We start from the raw sequence: 1,689 nt of genomic DNA on the forward strand, positions 1-1,689 counted from the left end.
GGGGCCCTGCGTGTTTGCGGATTGGGTGGGATCGCCCGGTGATGGCCGGTCGTGCCGGGTGGGTCCGGATGCAGGTGCAGGCACGGTCTCGTTGATCATGTGAGTGTCGAGTTCACGCGACCACAACCGAAGACCGTGCCTGCTGTCTCATCTTCTCTCATGCCGTCGGGCCTGGAGCAACTGGCCCGTATCCCGTCGCCGCAGCCGTTGCCCGATTCGGTGTGCCTTGTTCGGTTTCTCGCGGGCCTGCCCGACCCGCGTGAGCGTCGTGGTCGGCGTTTCCCGCTGACGGCGCTCGTGGCGGCCGCGGCGGCAGGACTCGCCTCGCTGGGTGCTGCTGGCCCTCGGCTTCCCTGCCGACCCGTTCACCGGAGCGGTCACCGTGCCGCATCCCACCACGGTCATGCGGCTCCTCGGCCGTCTCGACGGCGACGCCTTCGACACCGCCGTCAGCGAATTCCTCCAGACCAGGACACAGAACTGTCAGGTAGGAACGACCCGATGGCGGGCGGTGGCCGTCGACGGGAAGCAGTTGCGCGGCTCACGCGCGGGCGGCGGAAAGGCGGTGTGGCTGCTGGCCGCGATGGACCACACCGGAACGGTGATCGCCCAACGCCAGATCGACTCCAAGAGGAACGAGACGCCCGCTTTCATCCCTCTCCTGGACGGCCTGGCCCTCAAGGACACGGTGGTCACCGCGGACGCCGCCCACACCCAGCACGCGAACGGCCGCTGGCTGCGCGACCACGGCGCCCACTACATCGCCGTCGTGAAGGGCAATCACCCCGGCCTGCTCGAGCAGTTGAGGAAACTGCCGTGGGCTGACATTCCGGTCGACCACAAGGACCGCACCACGGGCCGGGGCCGGCTCGAGGTCCGGCACCTCAAGACCGTCGCCTTCCGGCACCTCGACTACCCCGGCGCCCGCCAGGCCCTGCGCGTCATGCGCTGACGCAAGGACCTGACCAGCAAAAAGATCACCATCGAAGGGCTCTACTTCGTCACCAGCCTCCCGCCCGGCGCCGCCACGGGCGAACAGCTCGCCGGCTGGATCCGAGGGCACTGGAAGATTGAGAACCAGCTCCACCACGTCCGCGACACCACCTTCGCCGAGGACGTCTCCACCACCCGGACCGGCAGCCTGCCCAGCGTGGTGGCAAGCCTCCGCAACCTCGCCATCAGCGTCTTCCGCCAGGACGGCCGCACCAACATCGCCACCGCTACTCGTCACCACGCCCGCCACCCCAGCCGACCGCTGACCGCACTGGGATGGACGTGATCAACTAGGACTCAGGTGCTCAACCGGGCGGAACGACGACACGCGATGTCCCTGGGCTGATGGCGGGCATTCCGAGGGGCCGAGCGTCGCCTCGGGTGGACGCCGGGTCCCACTGCTCCGGGCTGGTTCCTCTTCTTGTAGGGACAGGCGAATCCGCTGGTCAGCCGGGGTTCGGCAGGAGTGCACGCCGTTCAAGGGCGGTGGATATCTCGCCGGTCCAGGGCCAGTGGCGGGCGAGGCGGAGGATGCGGCGTCGGCCGGTGGTGACGAGCTGTCCGGCCGCAGTGAACAGGCGGAACCGCAGTCGGCGGGGCTCCCAGAGACGGGCCTGGTCGGTCAGGGCGAGCATGGGCATCCAGGCCAGCAGGTCAAGCGCGATCTGGACGATCTCCAGCCAGACCTTGTTCTGC

The 1,689-nt window shown here is 68.7% G+C and carries 3 protein-coding genes; 2 read left to right on the forward strand and 1 reads right to left on the reverse strand.

Annotated elements, in window-relative coordinates; translation table 11 throughout:
• Positions 1-331: 331 nt before the first annotated feature.
• Positions 332-952, forward strand: a complete 621-nt coding sequence (locus ACSLTV_RS36030; protein WP_435613726.1) for an ISAs1 family transposase — start codon at positions 332-334, stop codon at positions 950-952.
• 198 nt (positions 953-1,150) lie between these two features.
• Positions 1,151-1,279, forward strand: a complete 129-nt coding sequence (locus tag ACSLTV_RS36035) for a hypothetical protein (protein WP_435613727.1) — start codon at positions 1,151-1,153, stop codon at positions 1,277-1,279.
• 160 nt (positions 1,280-1,439) lie between these two features.
• On the opposite strand, the gene ACSLTV_RS36040 is transcribed toward ACSLTV_RS36035, so the two are convergent.
• A partial coding sequence (locus tag ACSLTV_RS36040) for a transposase (RefSeq protein ID WP_435613728.1) occupies positions 1,440-1,689 on the reverse strand: 250 nt, incomplete at its 5' end.

It is taken from the genome of Streptomyces sp. bgisy159 (genome assembly GCF_965341775.1).
Lineage (GTDB): Bacteria > Actinomycetota > Actinomycetes > Streptomycetales > Streptomycetaceae > Streptomyces.